We start from the raw sequence: 19,889 nt of genomic DNA, 5'->3' as shown, positions 1-19,889 counted from the left end.
TAAGGTTCAATCCCGGGTTAGGGGAGTACTTGTTATGGACAAAACTGCATTCTTTACCATGCCGAGCGGTCTGTATGTGGTGAGCGCCGCGGCAGACGGGCTGCGCGCCGGCTGCGTCATCAACACGGCGGTGCAGGTGACGGCAGCACCACCTCGCATCTCGGTTTCCGTAAACAAGGAAAATGTGACCGCTGGCGTGATCGAGACTGCCAAGGCCTTTGCGCTGACCGTGATCGACCAGACGGCGGATATGCTCTACATTGGCAACTTTGGATTTCGCACCAGCAGCGATTATGACAAGTTTGCCAAATACGAGACCCGCGAGACGGCTCTGGGCATGCCCTATGTGCCCGAGCACGCGACGGCCCTGTTTAGCTGCCGTTTGATCGACACTGTGGATGTGGGCACGCATCTACTGTTTATCGGCGAGGTCGAGGATGCCGAGCGCCTGAGCGACGAGACGCCGCTCACCTACGATTACTACCATAAGGTCCTGAAGGGCAAGACGCCTCCGAAGGCGTCCTCGTATCAAGGCTAGAAATGTTTTAAAAATACTTGCATTATATTATTGAGAATCTATACTAATAGATGAAGTACATCACCAGTCGCGTTCGAGAGGAGAACATCATGGCTGAGGAGAAGAAGACGTATAAGTTCGTGTGCATCGTTTGTGGCTACGAGGTTGAGGTCGACACGCCCGAGCTGCCCGAGGACTACGTGTGCCCGGTCTGCGGCGTCGGTCCCGATCAGTTTGAGCTCGTCGAGGAGTAGCTCGTCGGCACGCGGCTCACGGCAACACATAGCTCTGTCCAAGGGTCCCGGTCGGATATCCCGGCCGGGACCCTTTTCCTCCGCCCCCAAGGGATCACGGTTGCTGTTGGCCGATCCTGTCTGTTGTGAGTCCGGCCGACCTTTTGTCTCAATCTGTAACATCTAACGGTGGAAATTGGGTCCACTTGTTACAGATTGAGACAAACGGAGCTGTCCCTCGGAATGATCTCGATCTGTAACATCTAACGGCTCGAAACGGGTCTTCCTGTTACAGATCGAGACGTTTGCCTGGGTAGGTGCCCCGTCCCATTACATCCCTGTCAACAACACGACATCGAGAATCGTCACGATGGCACCGATCCCTACGAGCAGCGCGTTGAGCGGGCGCGAATTGGCATATTTGCCCATGACGCGGCGTGAGCTGGTGAGCCGTATGAGCACAAAGACCGTAATCGGCAGCTGAAGCGACAGCAGCGCCTGACTCCAGATGAGACCTTCAAAAGGATTTGGGACGACCAGGCACGCCGTCACTGCGCCGACGAAACAGGCCGCCACCCCGATCGAGGAATGTCGGTCGTGGATGTCGTATTCCTCGTCGAACATGCCCGCGGTGATGGTGCCCGCCGCCATGCCCGCCGTCACACTACTCGAGAGGCCCGCAAACAGCAGCGCTACCGCAAAGATGGTCGAGCTCGCCGGGCCCAAGATGGGGGAGAGCGTGGCCGCTGCGACGGCGAGGTCGTCTACGACCATGCCGTGCGCAAAGAAGGTCGTTGCGGCAAGGATGACCATGGCCGAGTTGATTGCCCAGCCCACGCCCATCGAAAAGATCGTGTCGAAGAGCTCGTAGCGCAGACGTTCTTCGATAACCTGCTCGCCTTGGCCTTCGAAGTGCATGGATTGGATGACCTCGGAGTGCAGGAAGAGATTGTGTGGCATAACGACCGCACCCAGGACACTCACGATGATCGCGGCAGAGCCAGTGGGCATACTGGGCGTGATCCAGCTTGCGGTTGCTTGCGGCCAGTCGACTTTGACCAGCGCGAGCTCTGCTAAAAACGAGAGTCCTACCACACCCACGAAGGCGATGATCCAGCGTTCGGCGCGCTTGTAGGAGCTCGTCATGAGCATCGCCATCGATACTGCCGCCACGATGACGCAACCCGCGCGCACGGGCAGCCCAAAGAGCATTTGAAGGGCAATCGCGCCACCCAGGACTTCGGCCATGGCGGTGGCGACAGTCGCGAGATAGGCACTGGCGAGTACCGTGCGTCCAACGAAGCGGGGGAGGTAACGTGTCGTGGCCTCGGCAAGGCAGGTGCCCGTGGCGATACCCAGGTGCGCCGCGTTGTGCTGCAGCACAATGAGCATAATCGTGGACAGCGTGACGATCCACAGCAGCGCGTAGCCAAACTGCGAGCCCGCGGCCATATTGGAGGCCCAGTTGCCCGGGTCGATAAAGCCGACGGTCACGAGCAGCCCGGGGCCGATATGCCGCGCGATGTCTAGACCTCCGTGACCGCCGGTGCGTCGGGAGCCAAAGTGTTGTTTGAGATGGTTGAGCATGGTGCGCTCCTGTGTGCCGTTTGCTTGACGCCGCAAAGGATACCCGTTTTAAGCTTAAAAGTTAACCAAGACTAACAAAATTGTTGTATTTGAATGGGATGGTGAAAGGGGGCTGCCGAAATGTCTCGATCTGTAACAACTAGGGATGGAAATTGGGTCTAGGTGTTACAGATCAAGACAGGAAGAAATGGTCCTATGGAAAATCTCGATCTGTAACAGCTGACCGCCAAAACCGGCCCTTCGTGTTACAGATCGAGACATTCGGAACTGTCTCTCGATAACATCTCAATCTGTAACAGTTAGTCGTCGTAATTGGGCCTTCCTGTTACAGATTGAGATGTTTGAAGTGGTGAGCTAACAGGCCGAACTTGGGGCCTATGTTGTCGCCCTTGAGGTCGGCGGTGTCCACTCGTAGGGCGTGCGTTACGCGATTGTTTCGAAACGGGTGGGAAACACAACGGGTCGGCGATGCTCATAGTATGCCTAGTCAACTGACTGTCTAAATATCTAGGGGAGGATCGCGATGCAGGCAGATTCCGCTCAGCAGCAGGGCCTTTATCGCCCCGAATTCGACCACGATGCTTGTGGCATCGGCGCGCTTGCCGATATCAACGGTGAGCGCCATCACCAGATTCTGGACGATGCACTGTCCATTCTGGTCAACTTGGAGCACCGCGGCGGCACGGGACTCGAGAAGAACACCGGCGACGGCGCTGGCATCCTGTTCCAGGTTCCGCATCACTTTTTCCGTAAAGAGGCTCAAAAGTGCGGCCAGATTCTGCCGGCAGAGGGCGACTATGGCGTGGCAATGCTGTTCTTCCCGCAGGACGACAAGGGCGTAGAGGATGCCCGTCGCGTGTTCGAGGAGGGCTGCGCCGAGGCCGGCGTGCCGCTGCTCTTTTGGCGCGAGGTGCCGGTCGACCCGCACGACCTGGGCGAGACGGCGCGCGCCTGCATGCCCACCATCTTGCAGGCCTTCCTGGGCCGTCCGGACGACACACCCGCCGGCGATACCTTTGAGCGTCGCCTGTACGTGTGCCGTCGCACCATCGAAAAGAAGGCCGACACCGAGTTTGCCCTGCGCGACAAGATCTTCTACGTGTGCTCTATGAGCTCGCGCACCATCGTGTACAAGGGCATGCTGGTCGCCACGCAGATGCGCCGCTTCTTCATCGACCTCAACGACGCCGCCGTCAAGACGGCCGTGGCGCTCGTCCACTCGCGCTACTCCACCAACACCACGCCCAGCTGGGAGCGTGCGCACCCCAACCGCTTTATCATCCACAACGGCGAGATCAATACCCTCAAGGGCAACGTCAACTGGATTCGCGCCCGCGAGCCCAACCTGTACAGCCCCGTGCTGCAGCACGATCTTGAGCGCGTGATGCCCATCATCAACCGCGAGGGTTCCGACTCCGCGATTCTGGACAATGTGCTCGAGTTCCTGGTCATGAACGGTCGCCCGCTTACGCGCGCCGCATCCATGTTGCTGCCCGAGCCGTGGGACCACAACGACAGCCTGAGTGAGGAGCGCCGCGCCTACGATGCCTACCAGTCCATGCTCATGGAGCCCTGGGATGGCCCGGCTGCCATCGCCTTTACCGACGGCCGCACGCTGGGCGCCGCCCTCGACCGCAACGGCCTGCGCCCCGCTCGTTACTACGTGACGCGCGACGGTCGCTTTATGCTGGCAAGCGAAGTGGGCACCATCGAGGTGAGCCCCGAGAACATCCTGACGAGCGGCTGTCTGGGGCCGGGCCAGATGCTCGAGGTCGACTTTGCCCGCGGGCGCGTCATCTACAACGACGAGCTGCGAGCCCGCTATGCCAAGGAAAAGCCCTACCGCGACTGGATCGCCGAGGAGACGCTGACGGTCGACGCGCTCGACAAGCCCGCCGCGCCCGCGCCCGCCGAGGACGTCGAGGTGCCTGCCGCCGTGCGCATGGCCAAGCTCGGCTATCACTGGGATGACGTCGACGAGGTCGTGCGCCCCATGGCCCGGCAGGGCAAGGCCCCGCTCGCCTCGATGGGCATCGACGCCCCTCTGGCCTGCTTGTCCAAGAAGACGCGTTCGTTCTTTGATTACTTCTATCAGCTGTTCGCCCAGGTCACGAATCCTCCGATCGATGCCCTGCGCGAGCACATGGTGACTTCGACCACGCTCTACCTGGGCAACCACGGCAACCTGCTCGAGGATTCCCGCACGGCCTGTCAACTGGTGCGCTTGGAGCGCCCACTGCTGAGCGAGGAGGAGTTCGACCGCATTTGCGCCATCGACCGCGTGGGCTTTAAGACCCGCCGCTTCCGTGCCGTGTACCGCCGCGATGCCGGCGAGGGCGCGCTGCAGGCTGCGCTCAAGCAGCTTGCAGAGGACGTTGAAGCTGCGGTCCGCGACGGCGTGAACATCGTGGTGTTGAGCGATCGTGCCGCTGCGGGCGAGGCGCCCGTGCCGTCGCTGCTCGCCGTGGGCTGCGTGCACAATCACCTGATCCGCGCCGGTGTGCGTACCTTTGCCGACATCGTGGTGGAGTGCGGCGACGCCGTGTCCCCGCACGACTTTGCGGCACTGGTGGGCTACTCCGCGAGCGGCATCTATCCGTACAACGCACATGCGTGCATCCGCGATCTGGCGGCACGCGGCGACCTGGAAGTGACGGCCGAGCAGGGCATCGCCAACTACAACAAGGCTGCGACCGCCGGCATCGTCTCCATCATGTCCAAGATGGGCATCTCCACGGTGCAGAGCTACCATTCGGCGCAGATCTTCGAGGCCGTGGGCTTTACGCCGGAGTTCGTCAACGCGTATTTCGCCGGCACGGTGAGCCGTGTGGGCGGTATGGGTGTCGAGGACGTCGAGCGCGAGCAAAACGAGCGCTACGACGCCGCGCTCGCTATCCTTAAGAGCCCGGCTCCCGATCAGCTGCCCACGTTGGGTCTGACCAAGTGGCGCCCGCTCGGCGGCGAGGATCACCTCATCGATCCGCAGACTGTTTACCTGCTTCAGACCGCCTGCCGTGAGGACAGCTACGACACCTTTAAGGAGTACAGCAGCCGCCTGCACCGCACCGGCCGTGCCGTGCGCCTGCGCGACTTGCTCGACTTTGATGCCAGCGGTCGCACTCCGGTGGCACTCGACGAGGTGGAGCCGGCGCTCGACATTGTCCGCCGCTTTAACACCGGCGCCATGTCGTACGGCTCCATCAGCAAAGAAGCGCACGAGTGCATGGCCATCGCCATGAATCGCCTGCATGGACGCTCCAACTCGGGCGAGGGCGGCGAGGACCCGCGTCGCGAGACCCCGCTGGCCAACGGTGACTCCAAGAACTCCGCCATCAAGCAGGTGGCAAGCGCACGCTTTGGCGTGACGAGCCGATACCTGTGCAGCGCCTTCGAGATTCAGATCAAGATGGCCCAGGGCGCCAAGCCCGGCGAGGGTGGACACCTGCCCGGCAAGAAGGTCTACCCCTGGATCGCCGAGGTCCGTCAGTCCACGCCCGGCATCGGCCTGATTTCGCCTCCGCCGCACCACGATATTTACTCCATCGAGGACCTGGCAGAGCTGATCTTCGACCTTAAGAACGCCAACCCCGGCGCGCGCGTGTCGGTCAAGCTGGTCAGCGAGGCCGGCGTCGGCACCATCGCCACCGGTGTGGCCAAGGGTGCTGCCGACAAGATCTTGATCAGTGGCCACAACGGCGGCTCAGGTGCCGCTGCGCGCGACTCTATCTGGCATGCGGGTCTGCCGCTGGAGCTCGGCCTTGCCGAGGCTCAGCAGACGCTGCTGCAAAACGGCCTGCGCTCACGCGTGGTGCTCGAGGCCGACGGCAAGCTCATGGACGGCACCGACGTTGCCGTCGCCTGCTTGCTGGGCGCCGAGGAGTTTGGCTTTGCGACCATGCCGCTCATCTCGATGGGCTGCCTCATGCAGCGCGACTGCCAGCAGGATACTTGCCCCGCCGGCATCGCCACGCAAAACTGCCGCCTGCGTCGCGGCTTCCGCGGCAAGCCCGAGCACGTTGAGCACTTTATGCTCTTTGTTGCCGAGCAGCTGCGTGAGGTCATGGCGAGCCTGGGCTTCCGCACCGTCGATGAGATGGTTGGCCATCCCGAGTGTTTGCGCCAGATCGAGGTGCCGGGCAACCGCAAGGCCAACCTGCTGGATCTGTCGCCCGTGCTGGCAAGCGCGACCTGTGAGTTCGGTGCCCATATCCCAGGCGCCGACGGTCGTCACTTCCTGCCGCAGATGGCCGCGGACAGCGAGCTCGACAAGACGCTCGACTCCACGCTGTTCGTGCCCTATACGGCCGATGCCCGTGCCCACTTGCGTCCGATTCGCTTCCGCGCCGATATCGCCAACGTCAACCGTTGCGTGGGCACCATCCTGGGTAACGCGGTGACCAAGGCACATCCCGAGGGCCTGCCCGCCGGCTCCATCACCATCGATTGCGATGGATCGGCCGGTCAGAGCTTTGGCGCCTTCCTGCCGCGCGGCATTACGCTCAACGTGTGCGGCGACGCCAACGACTACTTTGGCAAGGGTCTTTCGGGCGGCGAGGTGTCGATGCGCCCCAACCCGCATGCGACCTACAAGTTCGACGAGAACATCATCGTGGGCAACGTTGCGTTCTTTGGTGCTACGAGCGGCCGCGGCTTCATTAACGGTCTTGCCGGCCAGCGTTTTGCCGTGCGCAACTCCGGTGCCACCGTGGTGGTCGAGGGCTGCGGCAACCATGGCTGCGAGTACATGACGGGCGGTCTGGCGCTCATCCTGGGCGAGGTCGGGCAGAATTTTGCTGCCGGCATGACAGGCGGCGTGGCCTATGTCTTTGACCAGTACGGCACGCTCGATGCCCGTGTGAACCACGAGAGCGTTGAGCTCAAGGCCCCGACGGCCGGCGAGTTGGCGCAGATTCGCGAGCTCATCCAGGAGCACGTGGACGCGACGCAGAGCCCGCGCGGCATTAAACTGCTCTACAGCTTTGAGACGATGAGCAAGCGCTTTGTGAAGGTCATTCCGACCGAGTACGAGCGCGTGCTGGCGATTGTCGCCGCGGGCGAGGCTGCCGGCAAGACGCATGCGCAGGCCGAGGAGCTGGCGTTTGACATCGTGACCGGTCGCGCGAGTGCCGCGGATGTCGCTCGCTTTGATGTCGCGGGCGGTGCTGCGGGTGCTGTGCCCACCGCCGCCAGCTCTGTTGCTTCGACCAAGAAGGAGGCGTAAGTGCCATGGGTAAGCCCGGTGCTTTTCTTGATATCGATCGTGTGACCCACGAGCTTCGCCCCGTGGAGGAGCGCAGCCATGATTTTGATCCGCTGTACGTGGAGCTCGACGACGACGCGCGCCGTGCCCAGGCGAGCCGCTGCATGATGTGCGGCGTGGCGTTTTGCCAAATGGGCGCGAGCTTTGGCAAGGCGCGCCCGAGTGGCTGCCCGCTGCACAACCTGATTCCCGAGTGGAATGAGCTGGTGTATCGCGGCCGCTGGGACGAGGCTGCCGAGCGTCTGGCGCTCACCTCGCCCATGCCCGAGTTCACGAGTCGCGTGTGCCCGGCGCTGTGCGAGGCCGCGTGCAACCTGGGTTCGGTCGATGGCCAGCCCACGACGATCCATGACAACGAGCGTGCGATCAGCGACCGCGAATGGGCAAACGGTGGCCCGCGCCGCTTTGAGCCGGCAGGGGAGGGCGCGCCCACGGTTGCCGTGGTGGGCTCCGGTCCTGCTGGTCTGGTGGCAGCATGGGAGCTTGCGCGTCGTGGCGCCCGCGTGACGGTGTTTGAGCGCGACGACCGCCCGGGCGGCCTGCTCATGTACGGCATTCCCAACATGAAGCTCGAGAAGTCCGTGGTCGAGCGTCGCGTGGCGCTCATGCGCGAACTGGGCATTGTGTTTGAGCTGGGTGTCGACGTTACGAACCCTGCGGTGGCGGCCGAGCTCGATGACTTTGACGCTGTCGTGGTGGCTGCTGGTGCCCGTGCCCCGCGCGGGCTTTCGGCTGCGAGCGTGGATGCTCCCGGCGTGGTGTATGCCGTGGACTATCTGACGGCTTCGACCGTCTCGGTGCTCGATGGCGGCGAGCCCGCGGTGAACGCACGCGGCCTGGACGTTGTGGTCATTGGCGGTGGCGATACCGGAAACGACTGCGTGGGCACTGCGGTGCGCCAGGGTGCGCGCAGCGTGCGCCAGTTTGAGTTCTTGCCGGCTGCGCCCGATAAGCGCGCGGCGAGCAACCCCTGGCCGCAGTGGCCCAACGTTAAGAAGACCGACTACGGCCAGCAGGAGGCTATCGCTGCGATGGGTGGCGAGATGCGCGCCTGGGGCGTGGATACGCTCGAGGTGCTGCTGGACAAGAAGGGTGCGGCTGCGGGTCTGCGCGTGGTCGATTTGGATTGGTCGGCGGGAAAGCCCGAGCGCATTGCGGGCTCCGAGCACGAGGTGCCGGCGCAGCTGGTGCTCATCGCCTGCGGCTTTACGGGTCCCGAGCACGGCGTGTTCGATGCGGTGAGCGTGCCTGTTGCCACCGCTGGTCGTCCGCTGCCGGTGATGGCTGCCGAGGGCTCGCACCTCGCGGCTCGCACGGAGGGTGTCGCCGCCGATGCCGCGCCGGTGTATGTGGCCGGTGATGCCCGCAACGGCAGCTCGCTCGTCGTGAACGCCATGGCCGATGCCCAGGCCTGCGCAGCCGAAGTCGCCGAGGCACTGGAGCTGTAAAGTAGTCATTTAAGAACGTCCCCAATGACTAGTCATTTTTTGTCTAGTCGTTGGGGACACTCTTTGCGAGCGACTTGCTCGTTTGTCGACGTACGGGTGTTCATTTGTCGACTTCTTGGGCTGTGGTCACCTGTTGTTTCTGTGGTGGCTGCGGGCATCTGGCTCAAAAGGGCGGGTTGGCTGTCTATGTCTACCTGCGGTTTTGTTGCGGTTCGCTCATTCGGTCAAGTGTCCCGTCAAGTGTTTGGTCAGCATCTGGTTTGCAGTCGAAGGCCTATTTTGCCCGCGCTTGCCTCGGCTGCTCGCCCTCCTCGTAAGCTCAAATTGAGGTCCATCAGTTTGAGGAGGATGCCATGACTGACCAAGTATTTGACCGAGCAGAGCTGGCCGAAGCCGTCGGCAACGATATTGCCGACATGGCTCACTTTTGGATGCTGCGGAAGTTTCAATTTCTGGAGCCGGCGCGCGAGCAGTTCGAGATTATCGTCGATCCGTGGCTCAGCTATTGCGAGGAACCTTCTCAAAACGAAATCATGGCCTACAACATGGCGTTTACCGATTGGCTGCTGTTTGAGCGCCCCTATTACCACGGCAAGACGCTGTTGGAACTGTATGTGGACGAGCCGCCGGCGTCGCTTCCGCCTGCGTCGCTCAAGCGGCTTGAGCAAGTGTGCGGCACGCATTACTTTTCGCGTTTTGGCATTTTGGACAAGGACCCTGCAGCTGGTATGGTCGCGCTGCGTGACACGCGCACCGACCGTCGCTTTGACGTCTACGACCCACATATCGTGCAAAAGGAGCACTGGAGCGACGGCGCGATTGCGGTGCGACTCGCGTGCGTCGACGATGTCTGGCTGACGGCGGGGCAGCTCTACCTGTATGACATCGCGCGCCTGGGCGACACGGCCGTCGACGGGCCGGGCGCGGTGCATCCCGAGGACCTAGAGGACGGTTTCGATACCTCGTGCATCAGCTTCTTTTTGCGCCTGGTCCGCGACGTCATGGGCGCCCAGGGGCGGTATGTGAAGTCGCTCAACATCTACGAACAGGAATGGGAGTAGAGGATGGGCAGCTGTCGCCTGCCTTGCCTTCTGCCTTTATGTCTCGATCTGTAACGTTTAGGGACAAAAACCGGTCTACCTGTTACAGATCGAGACGTTTGTCAGCGGAGGCAACAGCGGCGATGGCCCATTTCTCCGATGTGGTGGTGATGGAAGTGTCTAATACCGTTTTCAAACACAAGCATGCAACACGTAACACCTTGGCGCGGAATAGGATGCTTGCCAGGCTCACGGAGGCGGCTGAACAAGGCGTGCTGTTTGTGACGCACGACAATGCCGAGCTCATGTGGCTGCGGCGCCATGTGGGAACCGACGATATCGCGGAGCCTGAGTCGTATTTGTTCTGTTTTCAACATGATTGGGACGCGTTGACACCGGCGGAGCGAGCGCTGCGTACCATCAAAGGGCTTGCAGAGTTTCATCCCGATTGGGCGTTTTGGGGTTATGACGCGGCGCTTTTGTGGGGTCTGGAGGTGCCGAATCATCTGCTCGGGCCGCGATTTCTTGTTAAGACAGGTTGCTCGGTGCCTCTGAGTGCAGGATGCCGGCTGTTGCGTCCGCAGGCGGCGGGCGCGCTTGAACAAGTCGATGGCGTGCGGGTGACGCCGTTTTGGCGCACGGTAGAAGATTGCCTGCTGCGCGCGCCGTTCTCCTACGGGTTGGCGATTGCCGATTCTGCGTTGCGAGCAAAGGGCGTATCGCGCGATGACCTGTGCGAGTGTCTCCGCTCCGATTGCGAGGGCAGGCGAGGGTATCGCAGAGCGCAGGTGATCGCGTCGTATGCGGACGGGCTGTCCGAGAATGGCGGTGAGTCTCGCTTTCGGGCGTTCTTTATTGCATACGGTTTTCCGGTGCCAGGGTTGCAGGTGGAGTTTCGTGACCCGCTCGATCCGAATCAGGTATTTCGAGTCGACTATTTCTGGAGGCTCGAGGACGGGACGTGCGTGATTGGCGAGCTCGATGGAAAGGGAAAGTATACCCTGCAGGATGGTGGGGATCGGGAGTCGGTCGACCCATTCGTGGCGGAACGTCAGCGGGAGTCCCATCTGACGATGCTCGGACATAAGGTGCTGAGGTTTACGTTTGATGAACTCAAGAATCCGGGGAAGCTGGCTGAAAAGATGAGACTGGCGGACATTCCGCAGCGGGCCGATTTGGCTGAGCAATGGAGGCGGCAGTGGTATGGGCGCTGAGTGGTGCAACTGACGCGGATGTGGTTGTTCCTGCCGAGTTTGTCTCGATCTGTAACAACAAGGGGCCGTTTGGCCTCGTAACTGTTACAGATCGAGACAGAAGGTTGGACGCGGTGCCGAAAGATCTCGATCTGTAACATTTGGAAGGTTAAAGACGGTCTATCTGTTACAGATCAAGACATTTCCCGGATGTCGCTGGGATGGGGCTGCAACGCATTCCATTCTCCGCATCTCCTCCTTTCTCCGTTAACCGATATGTCCGCAGCAATCCTGCCGAACTGGGTAATAATGGACAAATGTTGAAGTTTTCTGAGGGGGAGGAGCTCGATATGGCGTCTGCTGATCGTCCCACGTTGTTTATCAATGCGACCGTTCTGGATGGTTCGGAGCATATGGAGCCGCAGTCCGATATGGCCGTGGCCGTCGAGCGTGGCATCATCACCTGGATGGGGCCGACTGCTGTGGCGCAGGCGCCTGCAGGTGCCGAGGTCATCGACCTGGGCGGTGCGTATCTCATGCCGGGTCTCATCAATATGCACGTGCATCTGTGCGGTTCGGGCAAACCGGTCTCGGCGGGCGATGCGGGCGCGCTGATGAAGAAGCTCGACAATCCCGTGGGCTGCGCCATCGTTCGCCACATCCTCAAAGGCAGTGCCCAGCAACAGTTGGCAAGCGGCGTGACCACGGTGCGCGGCGCGGGCGACCCGCTGTTTGCCGACATCGCCGTGCGCAACGCTATCGACGCCGGCAAGTATCAGGGTCCGCGTCTGGTGGCGCCGGGAACGGGCGTCACGGTGCCGGGCGGCCATGGTGCGGGCTTGTTCGCCCAGGTGGCTAATAGTCCCGCCGAGGCGGCCGAACAAGTGCGTGACTTGTATGCGCGCGGTGCCGATGTCATCAAGCTGTTCGTAACGGGTGGCGTGTTCGATGCGACCGAAGTAGGCGAGCCGGGCGTGCTGCGCATGCCGGTCGATGTCGCCGCGGCGGCGTGCAAGGCTGCGCACGAGGTGGGCCTGCCGGTTATGGCCCATGTCGAGAGCACCGAAGGTGTGAAGGCCGCGCTTCAGGCCGGTGTCGACACAATCGAGCACGGCGCTCCGATGACCCCCGAGATCCTGGAGCTGTACCGCGGCGCCGCGGGAACACAGCTCGAGGGACGCGCGCCGAGCGTGACCTGCACGATTAGTCCGGCGCTGCCGTTTGTACTGCTCGATCCGGAAAAGACCCATTCGACCGACACGCAAAAGAAGAACGGCGACATCGTGTGCTCGGGCATTATCGAGAGCGCTCGTGCGGCGCTGGAAGCCGGCGTCAAGGTGGGCCTGGGCACGGACTCGAGCTGCCCGTTCGTGACCCAGTACGACATGTGGCGCGAAGTCGCTTACTTTGCCAAGTACGTGGGCGTGAGCAACGCCTTTGCGCTGCATACGGCGACGCAGGTCAATGCCGAGCTGTTGGGCCTAGGCGGCGAGACCGGCACGGTCGAGTGCGGCAAGGCCGCCGATATCCTGGTGACGCGCGAGAACCCGCTCGATGACCTGCGCGCTCTGCGCGAGCCAATGCACGTGATGTGCCGCGGCAACCTGGTGCGCAAACTCAAGGTGAAGCGTATTCCCGAGGTGGACGCCGAGCTCGACACGATTATGGCCATGCCTGCCGAAGCGCTGGCCGAGGAGCTGGCCCGCGACGGCGTGGCGTAAGCGCCGGTGTGACGGGGGACAGTCGGCTCGTCGAACGCCGCCGCCTTATACAAAAAAGCCGAGGTCTCAGCAAGAGGCCTCGGCTTTTTTATCGAATAAATGCTTCAGATTTGAGACAAACACTACTGATTCATTTGCCCCACGGCGCGATGCCTAGGAGCGTGTCTCCATCTTGGCGTGGCACTTGGGGCAAGTGACGCGGATCTTGCCCTTGCCCTTGGGGACGGACAGCATCTGACCGCAGTTGGGACACTTGAGGTACGCCGTGGTCTTGCGGCCCTTCCACATCTTCTTGGCCGTTCGCTTGGCGCGCTCAAAGTCTTCCTTGCTGGTGCCGGCCGCGCGCGAGGCGTTGGCGGCCGCAGTCCCGCCGCCCAAGCTGGCGACGAACTTGCCTAGGCCGGGGACGTTTGCGGTCGCCGCGACAAAGGCATCGTTCTCCTTGCGGCGCGCGTCGATGTTTTTGGACAGGCCGCGCAGCACGCCCAACACGATCACGGCGATGGCGATCCAGCTGAGCCACTGGATACGGGCCATCGATCCGATCATCGCGATGACGATTCCGGCAAAGCCCATCACGATGGTGAGCTCATCGGCGCCGTTGCGACCCTTCATAAAGTCATTCATGCACATTGCCTTTCATTCGATATGCTGCACGCCTTTATACCCGATTTAGAGCAAGGGGGACAAGTTCATCTGCACCAATGTGGTGCAAACGTACCTGTCCCCATTGCACCAATTACTTGGCGAGTTTGTCGACGACGCGTTCGATCTCGGCGAGCTTGGCGGCTTTGAGCTCCTCGTCGCCCGATTCGATGGCCGAGGCGACGCAGCCCTCAATGTGGGCCTTGAGCACGTCGGCGTTAATGCGCGCGAGGAGCGCCTGCGTTGCCATGAGCTGCGTGGAAATATCGACGCAGTAGCGGTCCTCCTCGACCATCCGCAGGATGCCGTCGATTTGACCGCGTGCCGTCTTGAGCATGCGGGTCACCGATTTATGGTCTGCCATCATGGCGGGTCCTCGTTTCTGGTCGATGGGGTCGAATGTCTCTGGTAGCTGCTACGCGGCGGTTACGGACAGGGCATGGAACTTCTCGCCGGCGCCCTCGACGGCGGCAGCGAGCTGCTCGGCGGTCACGGTGTCGGTGCACTCCACCTGGACGGTCTGAGTCTCGTGATCGGCGTCGGCGTCGGTCACGCCGGCTACGTTGAGCAGCGCCGTCTCGACGGTGGCGTCGCAGTGGCCGCACATGAGGCCGGAAGTCTTGATTGTGTAACGCATGGGTATTCCTCTCTGTTGTGTCGGCTTTCCCAGGCACCCGACCTTGACCTTCAAGCCGTCGCTCGCGTACCAAAGTACGCGTCGCTCCTCTTTCAGGTCAATCTCGGGCACCTGGAAAACCCGTTCTAAATGGACTTAATGGTGAGCCTATTTTGCCACTTTAGGCTTAAAGGATTTCAGGCGTAGCGCGTTGGTTACGACGCACACGCTCGACAGGCTCATGGCCGCGGCGCCGAACATCGGCGAGAGCTGCCAACCGGTGAGGGGGAAGAACACGCCCGCCGCCAGCGGAATGCCGATGCCGTTGTAGAACAGCGCCCAGAACAGGTCCTGCTTGATGTTGCGGATCGTGGCGCGTGAAAGCTCGATGGCTCGGGCGACGTCCATGAGGTCGCTGCGCATGAGTACCACGTCGGCGCCCTCCTTGGCGATGTCGGCGCCGGTGCCGATAGCAAGGCCCACGTCGGCGCGCGCCAGGGCGGGGGAGTCGTTGATGCCGTCGCCCACCATGGCGACCTTGCCGCCCGCATCCTGCAGTTCGCGCACGTGGCGTTCCTTGTCGGCGGGAAGGACGTCGGCGATGACCTGTTCGCTGCTCAGCCCCACGCGGCGGGCGATTGCTTCGGCAGTGACGCGGTTGTCGCCGGTGAGCATGCGCACGTCGACGCCGAGTGAGCGCAGCGCGGAAATGGCTGCGGCGCTTGTCTCCTTGACCTTGTCAGCCACGGCAATGGTGCCGGCAAGCTCGCCGTTCTTGGCAAAGAACAGCGGCGTCTTGCCTTCGGCGGCAAATTGCTCGGCAAGACCCGCGGGCACGGTAACGCCCAACTCGTTCATCAGGCGCACGTTACCAGCGGCAATGGCGTTTCGCCCTTCGTGCGCCGTAACGCCACGACCGGGCACGGCAGCAAAGTCCTCGACCATGCGCGCGACGATTCCGCGTGTCTCGCACTCGGCCATAATCGCCTCGGCCAGCGGGTGCTCGCTTGAGCGCTCCAGCGCGGCGGCCAGCTTGAGCAGCGCCTTTTCGCTCATGGCGGACGAGCCGTCAGCGCGCGTGGCTACCACGATATCGGTCACGGCAGGCTTGCCGCGGGTGACCGTGCCCGTCTTATCGAGCACCACGGTGCCCACGCTGCGCAGGTTCTCCAGCGCCTCGGCGCTCTTGAACAGAATGCCCATTTCGGCGCCCTTGCCGGTGCCCACCATAATGGCGACGGGCGTGGCCAGGCCCAGTGCACACGGACAGCTGATCACCAGCACGGCCACGGCGGAGGTGAGCGCTTCGTTCACGCTGCCAGTCAGTGCCATCCACACCGCAAAGGTCACGGCCGAGATCACAAACACCACGGGCACAAATACGCCAGCGACCTTATCGGCCATGCGGGCGATGGGCGCCTTGGTGGCGTTGGCGTCCTCGACGAGCTGGATGATCTTGGCAAGCGACGTGTCGGCGCCCACGCGTGTGGCACGGAAGGTAAACGATCCGGTGCGGTTGACCGTGGCGGCGTTGACGGTGTCACCGGCGGCCTTTTCCACGGGGATGGACTCGCCGGTTAGCGCACTCTCGTCCACGGCCGAGCTGCCCTCGAGCACCACGCCATCGACGGGGATGGACTCGCCGGGGCGCACGCGCAGGACCTGGCCGGGAAGGATGCTGTCGACGTCGACGGTGGTCTCGCTGCCGTCCTCCGCCACGACGGTCGCGGTCTTGGGCGCCAGGTCGATGAGCGCCTCGATGGCGCCGCCGGTTTTGGACTTGCTGCGCGTCTCGAGGTATTTGCCCACGGTGACGAGCGACAGGATCGTGCCCGCGCTCTCAAAATACAGATTGTCCATACTCGTCATCATGGCCTCGTGTACCTGACCCGCGGCTAACTGGTCGGCCATGATGAACATGGCGTAGAGCGACCAGGCGACGGAAGCGGTGGCGCCCACGGCGATGAGGGCGTCCATGGTGGGCGAGCCGTGAACGAGCGATTTAAACCCGTTGATAAAGTACGCGTCGTTGACATAGACGATGGGGATGAGCAGGACAAGCTCGGTGAGGGCGAGCGTCATGCTGTGGATGTGGTCGGTGAAGATGCTGGGCAGCGGCCAGCCGAGCATGTGTCCCATGCCTATGTAGAACAGCGGAATGAGAAAGATGATTGAGATGATGAGACGGGTGCGCATGGCGGAGGCAGTGGCCTCTAGCTTTTTGGTGGGCGATTCCATATGGGTGGCGCCGGATCTGGCTTGCGTGCTGCCGTTTGAGCCGGCGGCACCGGTGCCCGCATCGACGGGCGAGGCCGAGTAGCCTGCGCGGTCGACAGCGGTGCAGATATCGTCGGGGGAGACCTGCGCGGGGTCGTAGTCGACCATCATGGAACCGGCGAGTAGGTTGACCGCGACGCTTTGGACGCCGTCGAGCTTGCTCACGGCACGGTCCACGTGCGCCTGACAGGCGGCGCATGTCATGCCGCCCACATCGAACTTATCTTGAGCCATGGCTTCTCCTTTCTGTGGCGTAGTGTTTGAATTGTTAACCTGCCGATACTATACACCCATACCCCCTGGGGGTGTCCAGTGGAGATGAGAATGTATGACATTTCGCTACAGATGCGGGTGGCTGCTCAATCGTTGGCAGCTCATGTCAAACATCTCGATCTGTAACATCTAGCGGGGAAAATGACCTCTAACTGTTACAGATCGAGATTATGTTTTGCGATGTTTGAGTTCGTCTCAATCTGTAACGTGTAGACCCGGTTTTGTCTCGTAACTGTTACAGATTGAGACAATCGGCCCCGACCGCCCCGTCATCTGTGGTTTACGTGGGGGCATGCGAAGCGCGGGTATACTAACCGGCGGCGAATCTGCTCCATCGCTTAGGGCCGCTGCGTCTGGACGGCGCGTGATAGGCTGCCAAAGCGATCGCCAGCGTGCTGAGCAACGTCCTCTCTGTGCGCACCTGTTTTGTATGTATTAGCGCACTACCAAGCACGCCCCGCGCGGCTGCATGCCGTGCCCATAACGCGTGCAGATAAGGAACAACAACATATGCGTAATTCTGTATCCGACGTCACGGACGCCGAGATTCTGGACGAGACCCGCGAGGCCATGACCCAGGCTGCCTTCGATGCTGCCGACGAGGCCAATGCTGCCCAGGCCGTGGAGTCCGCGACCGAGAACCTGCCCGCCTTTGACGAGCTGGGTCTTTCGGGCGAGATGCTTCGTGCCATCGAGAACCTTGGCTACACGGCGCCCACGCCTGTCCAGGCCGGCTCGATCCCCGTGGTGCTCGAGGGCCGCGACCTGCTTGCCGCCGCTCAGACCGGCACCGGCAAGACGGCTGCCTTTTTGCTGCCGACCATGAACAACCTGGAGCACATCGCTCCTCCCAAACCCGTACGCGAGCGCGGCGGCCGCAACCGTCGTCGCGGTGCTAAAAAGCCCGAGGGCAACGGCCGCGGTCCCGTGATGCTCGTCATCACCCCCACGCGCGAGCTCGCACAGCAGATTGACGAGGTCGCGAGCAAAATCGCCGACGTCACGGGCCACGTTGCCGTGACTGTCGTGGGCGGCGTGAGCTACAAGCCCCAGACCGCGGCCCTCAAGTACGGCTGCGACATCCTGGTCGCCACGCCGGGCCGTCTGGTCGATCTGATCGAGCAGGGAGCCTGCCACCTGAACGAGGTCAAGGTGCTGGTTCTGGACGAGGCCGACCGCATGCTCGACATGGGCTTTTTGCCCGCCGTCCGTCGCATCGTGCGCGAGACGCCGGCCGAGCGCCAGACGCTGCTGTTCTCGGCGACCCTCGACGAGGAGGCCATGGGCGAGATCACCGACCTGGTGAGCGACCCGGCCCGTGTGGAGATCGCGCCGGCCACGTCGACCGCCGACACCGTCGACCAGTTTGTGTTCCCGGTGTCCATCGAGGCCAAGAATAACCTGCTGCCCGAGTTTCTCAAGAAGGAGGGTCCGGAGCGCACGATCGTCTTTATGCGCACCAAGCACCGTGCCGACAGCTGCTGCCGTCGTCTGGAGCGCAAGGGCATCAAGGCCGCCGCGATTCACGGTAACCGCAGCCAGGCCCAGCGCGAGCGTGCCCTTTCGGCCTTCCGCAACGGTACCGTTGACGTGCTGGTGGCAACCGACGTGCTCGCCCGCGGCATCGACATTAGCGACGTGCGCTACGTCGTGAACTTTGACGTGCCGGCCGAGCCGACCGACTACATCCACCGTATTGGCCGTACGGGCCGCGCCGGCGAGCTGGGCTGGGCCATCACGTTTGTGACCGAGCAGGACGTGGACGAGTTCTACGAGATCGAGAAGCTCATGGACAAGACCGCCGACATCTACGAGGCCGGCGACCTGCACGTGGGCCCCAACCCGCCCGCCGTCGACCCCGAGCGCGATCCTGCGGCCTTTAAGGTGAAGAAGAAGACCAAGCGCGGCAAGTCCAAGAGCAAGAAGAAGCTTGAGCAGGCACGTCGCGACGGCAAGCGCAACGGCGATGACTACGGCGATGTGGCCGGTCGTTCCAACCGCGGTCGCGACGAGCGTCGCGGCGACGGCGAGCGCCCGAGCCGTCCCAAGCGCGGCGGCAAGACCCGCGTGCGCGAGGGCGTTCAGGCTCGCGTGGACGCGGCCGTGGAGAGCGTTGCCCGCGAGGTAGCTGCCGAGGAGCGCGGCGGTGCTGGTGCCGTCGAGCAGGCCCCGCGCGGCAATCGTGCCGAGCGCCGTGGCTCGCGTGGCGGCAAGCGTGGCTCGGGTGACCGTCGTCGCTCCGGTCGCGATGGCGAACGCGGCGGGCGCGATGAGCGCCGTGGCGGCGAAGGCCGTGGTTCGCGTGACGAGCGTGGTACCCGCGGCGGCGAGTCCCGCGGCGGCAAGCGCTTTGACGAGCGCGGAGGCCGCGAGGGTGGCCGCGGTGGCGAGCGTCGCGAGGGCGCTCGTGGCAACGGTGGTCGCAGCGGCGCCGGTCGTTCGAATGAGTCGCGTGATCGTCGCGATCCGCGTGCCAGCCGCGATCGTCGCGATGACTGGCGCAACTACGACGACACCCGCGAGGAGCGCCGTGGCGGCTATCGCGGCGGGCGCGGCGGCAACCAGGCCGGCTCCCGCGGCGGTCGTGCCGGCGGTCGCGATAACCGTGGCAGCTATGGCAACAATCGTGGCGGCAAGCGCGGCGGCAGCTCCCGTCGTCCCGGCGACGGCGGCGGCAAGCGCAAGTAACACACGTGTCGCGCGGTAAGGCGAGATGAATTTGGGCCCCGAGCAGACTATGCTCGGGGTCCTTTTTAGTGGGCGCAGTTTGAGGTGGGCCGGCTCCCTAACGAAAATGCACGGAGACGGTCGCGGCAAGAGATGTGGGCTATCGGCTTAGTTGGAGATTCGCGTATGCGGGGTTCTGGCATCGACGGAGAACGTGAAACTCCCCACTGACACGCGGCGGCTGCGGTGCCCGGGCGGATACGCCAGGGATTCCGCTCGCCGTCTGGCACCCCTGCTGCCATTTGGCTTTCACGCTCGCATTCTTTTGGATGTGAGCGTGTTTTTTCACGGCATGCACGGGTCCCCTGGTGGCGCGCGCAGACGTGGTGTAAGAGCGTCCCGAGGTCCGTCG

General features: G+C 62.7%; 13 protein-coding genes. 8 read left to right on the top strand and 5 right to left on the bottom strand.

Features of this window, described 5'->3' with window-relative positions:
• Positions 1–34 precede the first annotated feature (34 nt).
• Complete coding sequence (locus DW171_RS01145) at positions 35–538, top strand: flavin reductase family protein (RefSeq protein WP_118270210.1); 504 nt, start codon at positions 35–37, stop codon at positions 536–538.
• An 89-nt stretch (positions 539–627) separates the two neighbouring features.
• Positions 628–771: a rubredoxin-like domain-containing protein gene (locus DW171_RS01140; RefSeq protein ID WP_117638060.1), complete on the top strand. Its 144-nt coding sequence runs from the start codon at positions 628–630 to the stop codon at positions 769–771.
• 309 nt (positions 772–1,080) lie between these two features.
• On the opposite strand, the gene DW171_RS01135 is transcribed toward DW171_RS01140, so the two are convergent.
• On the bottom strand, positions 1,081–2,337 hold the full coding sequence (locus DW171_RS01135) for an Nramp family divalent metal transporter (RefSeq protein ID WP_118270209.1): 1,257 nt from the start codon (positions 2,335–2,337) through the stop codon (positions 1,081–1,083).
• Between the two features lie 523 nt (positions 2,338–2,860).
• Here DW171_RS01135 and gltB point away from each other — a divergent pair.
• The 5 genes from gltB to DW171_RS01110 all read left to right on the top strand — a co-directional run bounded on the left by gltB (position 2,861) and on the right by DW171_RS01110 (position 12,999).
• Entirely contained in the window at positions 2,861–7,558 is a 4,698-nt protein-coding gene (gene gltB, locus DW171_RS01130) for a glutamate synthase large subunit (protein WP_118270208.1), read from the top strand.
• A gap of 5 nt (positions 7,559–7,563) precedes the next feature.
• Positions 7,564–9,045, top strand: coding sequence for a glutamate synthase subunit beta (locus DW171_RS01125; protein ID WP_118270207.1), 1,482 nt, complete (start codon positions 7,564–7,566; stop codon positions 9,043–9,045).
• A 353-nt stretch (positions 9,046–9,398) separates the two neighbouring features.
• Complete coding sequence (locus tag DW171_RS01120; protein WP_118270206.1) at positions 9,399–10,106, top strand: hypothetical protein; 708 nt, start codon at positions 9,399–9,401, stop codon at positions 10,104–10,106.
• Positions 10,107–10,228: 122 nt separating this feature from the next.
• Complete coding sequence (locus tag DW171_RS01115; protein ID WP_118270205.1) at positions 10,229–11,299, top strand: hypothetical protein; 1,071 nt, start codon at positions 10,229–10,231, stop codon at positions 11,297–11,299.
• A gap of 329 nt (positions 11,300–11,628) precedes the next feature.
• Complete coding sequence (locus tag DW171_RS01110) at positions 11,629–12,999, top strand: amidohydrolase family protein (RefSeq protein WP_118270204.1); 1,371 nt, start codon at positions 11,629–11,631, stop codon at positions 12,997–12,999.
• A gap of 153 nt (positions 13,000–13,152) precedes the next feature.
• Here the strand turns inward: DW171_RS01110 and DW171_RS01105 are convergent, their stop codons facing one another.
• From DW171_RS01105 to DW171_RS01090, 4 genes are all read right to left on the bottom strand, one after another.
• Positions 13,153–13,626: a hypothetical protein gene (locus DW171_RS01105; protein WP_118206024.1), complete on the bottom strand. Its 474-nt coding sequence runs from the start codon at positions 13,624–13,626 to the stop codon at positions 13,153–13,155.
• 112 nt (positions 13,627–13,738) lie between these two features.
• On the bottom strand, positions 13,739–14,011 hold the full coding sequence (locus DW171_RS01100; protein ID WP_117583949.1) for a metal-sensing transcriptional repressor: 273 nt from the start codon (positions 14,009–14,011) through the stop codon (positions 13,739–13,741).
• 48 nt (positions 14,012–14,059) lie between these two features.
• A complete protein-coding gene (locus DW171_RS01095) occupies positions 14,060–14,281 on the bottom strand; it encodes a heavy-metal-associated domain-containing protein (protein WP_118270203.1) in 222 nt (73 codons plus the stop codon).
• A gap of 147 nt (positions 14,282–14,428) precedes the next feature.
• The gene (locus DW171_RS01090) at positions 14,429–16,771 is read right to left on the bottom strand and encodes a cation-translocating P-type ATPase (RefSeq protein ID WP_118270202.1); all 2,343 of its coding nucleotides are present in this window, start codon (positions 16,769–16,771) and stop codon (positions 14,429–14,431) included.
• Positions 16,772–17,320: 549 nt separating this feature from the next.
• Between DW171_RS01090 and DW171_RS01085 the strand changes: the two genes are divergently transcribed.
• A complete protein-coding gene (locus tag DW171_RS01085; RefSeq protein ID WP_199586791.1) occupies positions 17,321–19,498 on the top strand; it encodes a DEAD/DEAH box helicase in 2,178 nt (725 codons plus the stop codon).
• Positions 19,499–19,889: the final 391 nt, after the last annotated feature.

The organism is Collinsella sp. AM15-2 (assembly GCF_003471985.1).
In the GTDB taxonomy this organism is placed as follows: domain Bacteria; phylum Actinomycetota; class Coriobacteriia; order Coriobacteriales; family Coriobacteriaceae; genus Collinsella.
The sequence above is the reverse complement of the archived record's forward strand: the minus strand, read 5'-3'. Positions and strand labels throughout refer to the sequence as shown.

What these genes read in the sequence shown, in the direction of transcription:
- DW171_RS01110 (WP_118270204.1), top strand. Translation starts at nt 11,629, where the DNA reads ATGGCGTCTGCTGATCGTCCCACGTTGTTTATCAATGCGACCGTTCTG.
- DW171_RS01145 (WP_118270210.1), top strand. Translation starts at nt 35, where the DNA reads ATGGACAAAACTGCATTCTTTACCATGCCGAGCGGTCTGTATGTGGTG.
- DW171_RS01115 (WP_118270205.1), top strand. Translation starts at nt 10,229, where the DNA reads ATGGCCCATTTCTCCGATGTGGTGGTGATGGAAGTGTCTAATACCGTT.
- DW171_RS01085 (WP_199586791.1), top strand. Translation starts at nt 17,321, where the DNA reads ATGCGTAATTCTGTATCCGACGTCACGGACGCCGAGATTCTGGACGAG.
- DW171_RS01100 (WP_117583949.1), bottom strand. Translation starts at nt 14,011, where the DNA reads ATGATGGCAGACCATAAATCGGTGACCCGCATGCTCAAGACGGCACGC.
- gltB (WP_118270208.1), top strand. Translation starts at nt 2,861, where the DNA reads ATGCAGGCAGATTCCGCTCAGCAGCAGGGCCTTTATCGCCCCGAATTC.
- DW171_RS01135 (WP_118270209.1), bottom strand. Translation starts at nt 2,337, where the DNA reads ATGCTCAACCATCTCAAACAACACTTTGGCTCCCGACGCACCGGCGGT.
- DW171_RS01120 (WP_118270206.1), top strand. Translation starts at nt 9,399, where the DNA reads ATGACTGACCAAGTATTTGACCGAGCAGAGCTGGCCGAAGCCGTCGGC.
- DW171_RS01095 (WP_118270203.1), bottom strand. Translation starts at nt 14,281, where the DNA reads ATGCGTTACACAATCAAGACTTCCGGCCTCATGTGCGGCCACTGCGAC.
- DW171_RS01105 (WP_118206024.1), bottom strand. Translation starts at nt 13,626, where the DNA reads ATGAATGACTTTATGAAGGGTCGCAACGGCGCCGATGAGCTCACCATC.
- DW171_RS01125 (WP_118270207.1), top strand. Translation starts at nt 7,564, where the DNA reads ATGGGTAAGCCCGGTGCTTTTCTTGATATCGATCGTGTGACCCACGAG.
- DW171_RS01090 (WP_118270202.1), bottom strand. Translation starts at nt 16,771, where the DNA reads ATGGCTCAAGATAAGTTCGATGTGGGCGGCATGACATGCGCCGCCTGT.
- DW171_RS01140 (WP_117638060.1), top strand. Translation starts at nt 628, where the DNA reads ATGGCTGAGGAGAAGAAGACGTATAAGTTCGTGTGCATCGTTTGTGGC.